Origin of the sequence: Pseudomonas sp. BIGb0278 (assembly GCF_024809895.1) — a bacterium.
Classification (GTDB): domain Bacteria; phylum Pseudomonadota; class Gammaproteobacteria; order Pseudomonadales; family Pseudomonadaceae; genus Aquipseudomonas; species Aquipseudomonas shirazensis.
Window position 1 is genome coordinate 1 of the sequence record NZ_JANUEL010000015.1, and the last position, 3,006, is coordinate 3,006.

The 3,006-nt window shown below is 52.1% G+C and carries 1 rRNA gene; it reads right to left on the reverse strand.

The annotated features are described in order from the left end of the window. Window positions 1–52: 52 nt before the first annotated feature. Window positions 53–2,945, reverse strand: a 23S ribosomal RNA gene (locus M2396_RS24140). Window positions 2,946–3,006: the final 61 nt, after the last annotated feature.

Sequence of the window (3,006 nt, forward strand, 5' to 3'; positions counted from 1 at the left end):
GCGTTTCGTCTTCACCACCGCAACCTGCATGAGCAAATTGCTTGGGTGTTATATGGTCAAGCCTCACGGGCAATTAGTATTGGTTAGCTCAACGCCTCACAGCGCTTACACACCCAACCTATCAACGTCGTAGTCTTCGACGGCCCTTCAGGGGATTCTAGATCCCAGTGAGATCTCATCTTGAGGCAAGTTTCCCGCTTAGATGCTTTCAGCGGTTATCTCTTCCGAACATAGCTACCCGGCAATGCCACTGGCGTGACAACCGGAACACCAGAGGTTCGTCCACTCCGGTCCTCTCGTACTAGGAGCAGCCCCTCTCAAATCTCAAACGTCCACGGCAGATAGGGACCGAACTGTCTCACGACGTTCTAAACCCAGCTCGCGTACCACTTTAAATGGCGAACAGCCATACCCTTGGGACCGGCTTCAGCCCCAGGATGTGATGAGCCGACATCGAGGTGCCAAACACCGCCGTCGATATGAACTCTTGGGCGGTATCAGCCTGTTATCCCCGGAGTACCTTTTATCCGTTGAGCGATGGCCCTTCCATACAGAACCACCGGATCACTAAGACCTACTTTCGTACCTGCTCGACGTGTGGGTCTCGCAGTCAAGCGCGCTTTTGCCTTTATACTCTACGACCGATTTCCGACCGGTCTGAGCGCACCTTCGTACTCCTCCGTTACTCTTTGGGAGGAGACCGCCCCAGTCAAACTACCCACCATACACTGTCCTCGATCCGGATAACGGACCTGAGTTAGAACCTCAAAGTTGCCAGGGTGGTATTTCAAGGATGGCTCCATGAGAACTGGCGTCCCCACTTCAAAGCCTCCCACCTATCCTACACAAGCAAATTCAAAGTCCAGTGCAAAGCTATAGTAAAGGTTCACGGGGTCTTTCCGTCTAGCCGCGGATACACTGCATCTTCACAGCGATTTCAATTTCACTGAGTCTCGGGTGGAGACAGCGCCGCCATCGTTACGCCATTCGTGCAGGTCGGAACTTACCCGACAAGGAATTTCGCTACCTTAGGACCGTTATAGTTACGGCCGCCGTTTACCGGGGCTTCGATCAAGAGCTTCGCTTGCGCTAACCCCATCAATTAACCTTCCGGCACCGGGCAGGCGTCACACCCTATACGTCCACTTTCGTGTTTGCAGAGTGCTGTGTTTTTAATAAACAGTCGCAGCGGCCTGGTATCTTCGACCGGCAAAAGCTTACGGGGTAAACCCTTCACCTTCGCCGGCGCACCTTCTCCCGAAGTTACGGTGCCATTTTGCCTAGTTCCTTCACCCGAGTTCTCTCAAGCGCCTTGGTATTCTCTACCTAACCACCTGTGTCGGTTTGGGGTACGGTTCCCGATTGTCTGAAGCTTAGGAGCTTTTCTTGGAAGCATGGCATCAACCACTTCGTCGCCTAAAGGCAACTCGTCATCAGCTCTCGGCCTTGGGATCCCGGATTTGCCTAAGATCCCAGCCTACCACCTTAAACTTGGACTACCAACGCCAAGCTGGCCTAGCCTTCTCCGTCCCTCCATCGCAACAATCGGAAGTACAGGAATATTAACCTGTTTTCCATCGACTACGCTTTTCAGCCTCGCCTTAGGGACCGACTAACCCTGCGTCGATTAACGTTGCGCAGGAAACCTTGGTCTTTCGGCGTGCAAGTTTTTCACTCGCATTGTCGTTACTCATGTCAGCATTCGCACTTCTGATACCTCCAGCAAGCTTCTCAACTCACCTTCACAGGCTTACAGAACGCTCCTCTACCGCATCACCAGAAGGTGATACCCGTAGCTTCGGTGCATGGTTTGAGCCCCGTTACATCTTCCGCGCAGGCCGACTCGACTAGTGAGCTATTACGCTTTCTTTAAAGGGTGGCTGCTTCTAAGCCAACCTCCTAGCTGTCTAAGCCTTCCCACATCGTTTCCCACTTAACCATGACTTTGGGACCTTAGCTGACGGTCTGGGTTGTTTCCCTTTTCACGACGGACGTTAGCACCCGCCGTGTGTCTCCCATGCTCGGCACTTGTAGGTATTCGGAGTTTGCATCGGTTTGGTAAGTCGGGATGACCCCCTAGCCGAAACAGTGCTCTACCCCCTACAGTGATACATGAGGCGCTACCTAAATAGCTTTCGAGGAGAACCAGCTATCTCCGAGCTTGATTAGCCTTTCACTCCGATCCACAGGTCATCCGCTAACTTTTCAACGGTAGTCGGTTCGGTCCTCCAGTTAGTGTTACCCAACCTTCAACCTGCCCATGGATAGATCGCCCGGTTTCGGGTCTATACCCAGCGACTAAACGCCCTATTAAGACTCGCTTTCGCTACGCCTCCCCTATTCGGTTAAGCTCGCCACTGAATATAAGTCGCTGACCCATTATACAAAAGGTACGCAGTCACCTAACAAAGTAGGCTCCCACTGCTTGTACGCATACGGTTTCAGGATCTATTTCACTCCCCTCTCCGGGGTTCTTTTCGCCTTTCCCTCACGGTACTGGTTCACTATCGGTCAGTCAGTAGTATTTAGCCTTGGAGGATGGTCCCCCCATGTTCAGACAAAGTTTCTCGTGCTCCGTCCTACTCGATTTCATTGATAAGAGATTTTCGTGTACGGGGCTATCACCCACTACGGCCGCACTTTCCAGAGCGTTCCACTAATCTCAAACCAACTTAAGGGCTGGTCCCCGTTCGCTCGCCACTACTAAGGGAATCTCGGTTGATTTCTTTTCCTCAGGGTACTTAGATGTTTCAGTTCCCCTGGTTCGCCTCTTGCACCTATGTATTCAGTACAAGATACTCAGCTTATGCTGAGTGGGTTCCCCCATTCAGAGATCTCTGGATCACAGTCTGTTTGCCGACTCCCCAAAGCTTATCGCAGGCTACCACGTCTTTCATCGCCTCTGACTGCCAAGGCATCCACCGTATGCGCTTCTTCACTTGACCATATAACCCCAAGCAATCTGGTTATACTGTGAAGACGACATTCGCCGAAAATTCGTACTGC